5 protein-coding genes are annotated in these 5,765 nt (G+C 68.8%); 3 read left to right on the top strand and 2 right to left on the bottom strand.

Translation table 11 applies throughout. The features are described from left to right. Positions 1–839 (top strand): putative PEP-binding protein (locus tag K0M70_RS15180; RefSeq protein ID WP_343211225.1); only part of this gene is annotated, 839 nt, incomplete at its 5' end. Between the two features lie 26 nt (positions 840–865). Further along, positions 866–1,738: a mechanosensitive ion channel domain-containing protein gene (locus K0M70_RS15175; RefSeq protein ID WP_290783367.1), complete on the top strand. Its 873-nt coding sequence runs from the start codon at positions 866–868 to the stop codon at positions 1,736–1,738. Here the strand turns inward: K0M70_RS15175 and K0M70_RS15170 are convergent, their stop codons facing one another. Next, on the bottom strand, positions 1,739–4,675 hold the full coding sequence (locus K0M70_RS15170) for a ligand-binding sensor domain-containing diguanylate cyclase (protein ID WP_290783365.1): 2,937 nt from the start codon (positions 4,673–4,675) through the stop codon (positions 1,739–1,741). Between the two features lie 10 nt (positions 4,676–4,685). Continuing rightward, positions 4,686–5,240, bottom strand: a complete 555-nt coding sequence (gene orn / locus K0M70_RS15165) for an oligoribonuclease (RefSeq protein ID WP_290783363.1) — start codon at positions 5,238–5,240, stop codon at positions 4,686–4,688. Between the two features lie 64 nt (positions 5,241–5,304). Between orn and K0M70_RS15160 the strand changes: the two genes are divergently transcribed. After that, positions 5,305–5,765, top strand: a 461-nt coding sequence (locus K0M70_RS15160; RefSeq protein WP_290783361.1) for a DUF2721 domain-containing protein, incomplete at its 3' end; no start/stop codon positions are given.

The following is a 5,765-nucleotide window of genomic DNA, read 5'->3' as shown; positions in this document are numbered from 1 at the left end:
TCATCGCCCGCCAGATCGGCGTGCATCCGCGCGCTCTGCTGGAGTACGACAAGCAGCCGGCCGACCTGAAAGCCAAGATCGACACCATCATCGCAGGCTATGCCGACCCGGTGAGCTTCTACGTCGACCGCCTGGCCGAGGGCATCTCCACCCTCACCGCGGCGTTCGCGCCCAACACCGTCATCGTGCGCCTGTCGGACTTCAAGTCCAACGAATACGCCGGCCTGGTCGGCGGGGCCCAGTACGAGCCGCACGAGGAAAATCCGATGATCGGTTTCCGCGGCGCCTCGCGCTACGTGCACCCGGACTTCCGCGACTGCTTCGCGCTCGAGTGCCAGGCCGTGCATAAAGTGCGCGACCAGATGGGCCTGACCAACTGCTGGATCATGATCCCGTTCGTGCGCACGCTGGGCGAGGGCCGCGCGGTCATCGAGACCCTGGCCGCCAACGGCCTGGTGCGCGGCGAGAACGGCCTGAAGGTGATCATGATGTGCGAAGTGCCGTCGAACGCACTGCTGGCCGACGAGTTCCTGGAGCTGTTCGACGGATTCTCCATCGGCTCCAACGACCTCACCCAGCTCACCCTGGGCCTGGATCGTGACTCGGCCGTGGTGGCCGACCTGTTCGACGAACGCGACCCGGCGGTGAAGAAGCTGCTGTCGATGGCCATCCGCGCCGCGCGCGCCAAGGGCAAGTACATCGGCATCTGCGGACAGGGTCCGTCCGACCACCCCGACCTGGCCGACTGGCTGATGCAGGAAGGCATCGAGTCGGTGTCGCTCAACCCCGACACCGTCGTTGACACCTGGCTTCGCCTGGCGAAGCTCAAGGCCGGCTGATGGCGGCGGCAGCGCCAGAGCCGGGCATGGTGGGCATGTTGGGCGACCTGGTCGCGCGCGCCGCGGCTTCGGACTGGATCTGGCGCATCGCGATCGCCCTGGTCATCGCGCTGGTGGGCCTGTGGCTGGCCCGCCTGCTGAGCAAGGCGCTGGACCGGGGCATGACGCGCTTCGGCGTTGAAGCGATCCTGCGCGAATTCCTGCGCAACCTCGCCTACGCCATCGCGCTGGTGGTGGTGCTGGTGGCTGCGCTGGATTCGCTGGGCGTACCCACCACGTCCCTGCTGGCCGTGCTGGGCGCCGCGGGCCTGGCCATCGGCCTGGCGCTGAAGGACTCGCTGTCGAACATCGCCTCGGGCGTGATGCTGATCATGCTGCGGCCCTTCCGCGCCGGCGACGCGGTGCAGATCGCCGGCCAGGAAGGCATCGTCGAAAGCGTGCGCATCTTCCAGACCGTGCTGCGCGCCTACCAGAACCACGACATCTACCTGCCCAACAGCCAGATCACCACCGCGCCCATCGTCAACTTCACCTCGCGCGGCGAGCGGCGCATCGACATCGCGGTCGGCGTGGGCTACGGCGACGACATCCGCCATGCCCGCGACGTGCTGCTGGGCATCGCCAAGGCCCATCCCCAGGTGCTGGCCGAGCCGGCCACCGACGTGCTGGTGACCGACCTGGGCGAGAGCAGCGTCAACCTGGTGCTGCGCACGTGGGTGAAGACGCCGGACTTCGTGGTGTCCCGCAGCGAACTGACCGAAGCCATCCATCGGGACTTCGCCCAGGCCGGGGTGTCCATTCCCTTCCCGCAGCGCGACCTGCACGTGTACCACCACGACGCCGACGGCCGTCCGCTGGAACAGATCACCAGCGCCGTGGAAGACCCCGACCGCGGCTGATCAGGCCATCACCCGGTTCCGACCGGCGTGCTTGGCCTGGTACAGGCGTTCGTCGGCGCGCGACACCAGCCGCTCGTGGTGCGACAGCCCGGTGCGCTCGGCCACGCCGATGCTGGCGGTAATTCGCAGCCCGGGCGCGAAGTCGCTGCAGTCGATCGCCTCGATGGCGGCGCGCAGGCGCTCGGCCTGTTCGAGGGCCTTGGCGACTTGTGCATGCGGGAACAGGATGGCGAACTCCTCGCCACCCCAGCGCGCCACCCGCTCGTCGCCGCGCCAGCGGCCGATCTGCTCGCGGCCCATTTCCTTCTGCATCACTGCCGCCACCCGGCGCAGCGCTTCGTCGCCGACGTCGTGCGAGAAGCCGTCGTTGATGCGCTTGAAATGGTCAATGTCCAGCAGCCCGAAGCACAGCGGCTGGTCGCCCAGCACCGCGTCCTGGTAGGCCAGCGCCAGGCTCTCGTCCATGCTGCGGCGATTGGGCAGGCCGGTGAGCGCATCGGTGCGCGCCAGCTGCTCGAAGACCTCGGACTGTTTTCGGATGGTTTCGTTCTTGAGCTCCAGCTCGCCGTTCTTCTCACTCAGGGCCTTGGTGCGGTCGTCGACGATCCGGCTCAGCTGCGCCTCGCGCGCCTTGAGCTGGCTTACGCGGGCGCGGTACAGCCCGTACAGGAACAGCGCCATCAGCGACCCGGCGGCAGGCAGGAACCACGGACGCTGGTAGAACCTCGGCTGGATCTCAAAGTTCACCGACGCCGTTTCCGGGCTCCAGCCGCTGCCGCGCTGCGCGGCGCTGACCTGGAACCGGTACTGGCCCGGCGGCAGGTTGGTGTACTGGGCATTGCGGCGCGTGCTGCGCTCCACCCAGCTGTTGTCGAAGCCCTCGAGCCGGTAGCGGTAGCGGATCTGCTCGGGCGTGCGGTAGCTCAGGCTGACGTAGTCCAGCTCGAGCTTGCGCGTGCCCGGCGGCAGCACCAGGTTGCCGCTGGCGCTGGCGTTGGCGTCGTCCACGCGCAGGCCCTCGATCACCACCGGCGGCGGCGCCACCTGGTAGCGCGGCAGCTGGTCGGGCTGCACCACCGAAACGCCCTTGGCCGTAGCCACCCAGATGCTGCCGTTGTCGGCCCGCAGCGCCGCCGGGCCGGCTCCGCCATTGCACTGGGCGCTGCCCATGCCGTCGGCTTCGGCGAACTGCTGGTAGTCCAGGCGTGACCCGCTGCCGTCGGCCACGGCCTCCATGTCGTCGCGGCGCACGTACACCACGCCGGCGTTGGACGTGAGCCAGAAGTTGCCGTAGTTGTCCACCACCAGCTGGAACACCGCGTCCACCGGAAGGCCCTGGCGGCCGCCGATGATGCTCAGCGCGCCCTTGCGCAGGCGCACCACGCCGCGATCGGTGGCGAACCACATCGTGCCGTCGTCGTCCTCGTGCATTCCGAATACATCCTGCGCGCCGTCCATCGACGTCAGGTCGAGCGCAGTGATCTTGTCGCCCTGCAGGTGGCCGGCACCGTTGGAGGTTCCAACCCACACGCTGCCGTCAGCCGCTTCACGAAGGCTGAGCACGAAGTCGCGCGGCAGGCCGTCCTTCTCGCCCAGGCTCACCGACACGCCGTCTTTGCGGCGCATCAGGCCGCGCGCGGTGCCGACCCAGAGCGTGCCGTCACGACCCTCGATGACAGCACGCACCTGGTTGGACGGCAGCACGTCGGCGCTGGTGAAGCGCTCCTGGATGGCGCCGTCGGACCATCGCACCAGGCCCGTGGAGTACGTGCCGATCCAGATGTTGCCGGCCCTGTCTTCGGCCAGGCTGAGCACCGACTCGCTCTCCAGGCCAACCGTGGACGTGACCGTCTCGTCGCGCCAGAAATCCAGGCCCCGGCTGCTGCCGATCAGAACGTCGCCGGCGCGGGTCTGCAGCAGGGCACGCACGTAGTCGTCCGCCAGGCCCTGGTGGCTGTCGATGGTGACGAAAGGCGTGTCGGCGAAGCGCATCAGTCCGGCGTTGGTGCCCACCCACAGGCTGCCTTCGCGGTCGGCGAACAGCGAGGCCACGCGATTGTTGGGCAAGCCGTCGCCCGTGTTGAATCGCTCCAGCCCGCGGCTGCCCAGCCGCATCAGGCCGCGGTTCACCGAACCGATCCACAGGCTGCCCTGCTCGTCCAGCTGCAGGCTGGCGATGGCCACGGCGGGCACCTCGGCCACGCGCTCGAAGCGACCGCTACGGCCCAGGAACAGGCCTTGTTCGGTGCCCACGTAAAGCCCGCCGTCCGGCGCAACCGCCAGGCTGAAGGCGGCGCCGTCGGGCAGGCCGGCCTCGGTGGAGAACGCCTGCACGCGCTCGCCCTCAAGCCGGGCGATGCCTTCGCCGGTGGCGATCCAGACGGCCCCGGTGCCGTCTTCCACAAGGGCATAACCCACGTCCGAAGGAAGGCCGTTGCCGGTATTGAAAACCGCCGCCTTGCCGCCGTCCAGCCGCGTGATGCCGCGGTTCTCGGTGGCTATCCACAGCCGGCCCCGGCGGTCTTCCAGCGCCGCGAAGGTCTCGTTCTGGGTCAGGCCGTTGTTGGTGGTGTAGGTGCTCCAGGTTTCCCCGCGCAGCACGCTGACGCCGCCGCGGGAAGTAGCCACCACCAGCGCCCCGCTAGGACCGACGGTGACCGAGCGGATGCCGCTGTCCAGCATCTCCGGCACGTTGTTGCGGCCGAAGGAGCGGAACTCCTGGCCGTTGTAGCGCACCACGCCTTCCCAGGTGGCGAACCACAGGTAGCCCTCGGGCGTCTGGGCGATGGAGTTGACCTGGTTGTGCGGCAAACCGTCGCGCGTGGTCCAGACCTCGCGGGCATACGCGTCCAGGGCCTTCTGGTCGAGCGCCGCGGCCGGAGCCGCAAGCACGGTGGACAACAGCAGCGCCGCCGCGGGAACCCAACGTAGTGTCATGCGAGTTGCCTCAGTGCCCGCCCAGCTTGCCCATGTGCTGGCGGTAGTGCGCCAGCTCCTTCACCGATTCGCGGATATCGGACAGCGCGGTGTGCGCACCGACCTTCGCGAAACCGTCCAACAGTGCCGGCGACCAGCGCCGCGCCAGTTCCTTGAGCGTGGACACGTCGAGATTGCGGTAGTGGAAATAGCGCTCCAGCCTCGGCATGTGCCGGACCAGGAAGCGGCGGTCCTGGCAGATGGAGTTGCCGCAGATCGGCGACTTGCCGGCGGGCACCCATTGGCTGAGGAACGCGACCGTCTGGGCCTCGGCCTGCGCCATGTCCACCTGGCTGTCGAGCACGCGCTGCCACAGGCCCGACCGGGTGTGGGTGCCGCGGTTCCAATCGTCCATGGCCTCGAGCCGCGCCAGCGGGTGCGCTATGGCCAACTCAGGCCCCTCGGCCAGGATGTTGAGCTGGCTGTCGGTGACCAGGGTGGCGATCTCGATCACCGAGTCGGTGTCGGGGTCCAGGCCGGTCATCTCCAGGTCGATCCAGATCAGGTTCTGCTCGTGGCTGGGCATGCGTGGCTGGCGGCAAGGGGGACCGCCGCATCATACTTCAGGCAAGACGAAAACGAGGTGGCCCGTGTACCCCAACCAAGCGCTGGACCACTACGGCATCCTGACGTCGATGCTGGCCCCCGCCCTGCTGATGGCGGCCACCGGTTCGCTGCTGATCTCGGCCAATGCTCGCCTCGCCCGCGTGGTGGACCGCCTGCGCTCGATCATCGCCCAGCTCGAAGGCGGTGACGAGATGACCCGCGGTGAGCTGGAGGAGCAGATCCTGCGCCATCGCCGCCGCGCGCGGTTGATCCTGCGCGCCTGCCTGATGCTGTACCTGGCGCTGGGCGCGTTCGTCGGCACCAGCCTGGCGCTGGCGGTGGACGCGGTGATCGGTTTCCGGCTGCCCTACCTGCCCACCGGGCTGGCGGTGGTGGGCGTGCTGGGGCTGCTGGTGGCCAGCATCAACCTGGGCCGCGAGGTCAGCCTGTCCGTGCGTGGGTTCGACCACGAGCTCGACATCGAGCTGGCGCGCCGCCGCCGGTG

The sequence above is a fragment of the Arenimonas sp. genome (genome assembly GCF_019459675.1).
In the GTDB taxonomy this organism is placed as follows: domain Bacteria; phylum Pseudomonadota; class Gammaproteobacteria; order Xanthomonadales; family Xanthomonadaceae; genus Arenimonas.
This window is presented reverse-complemented; position numbering and strand designations above follow the sequence as displayed.